Raw genomic sequence first — 313 nt, forward strand, 5'->3', positions numbered from 1 at the left:
CGTTCAGCCTGATCAGCAACGGCTGGCCGGTCCTGGCGACACTGGCCATCATCGTCATCGGCAAATCGCTGGCCGCCTTCGCCATCGTCGTCGCCTTCCGCTATCCGATCCCGACCGCGCTGATGATTTCGGCCAGCCTTGCCCAGATCGGCGAATTCTCGTTCATTCTGGCTGAGCTCGGCGTCGGGCTGAAGCTGCTGCCAGAACAAGGACGCGACCTCATCCTCGCCGGTGCTATCCTGTCGATCGTCCTCAACCCGCTGATGTTCCTCGCCGTTGACCGGATGAAACCATGGCTGGAAAGGCGCGCCGG

1 protein-coding gene is annotated in these 313 nt (G+C 62.6%); it reads left to right on the forward strand.

Annotated elements, in window-relative coordinates:
* A partial coding sequence (locus E5W87_RS35730; RefSeq protein ID WP_292408755.1) for a cation:proton antiporter occupies positions 1-313 on the forward strand: 313 nt, incomplete at both ends.

It is taken from the genome of Mesorhizobium sp. (assembly GCF_004962925.1).
GTDB lineage: Bacteria > Pseudomonadota > Alphaproteobacteria > Rhizobiales > Rhizobiaceae > Mesorhizobium.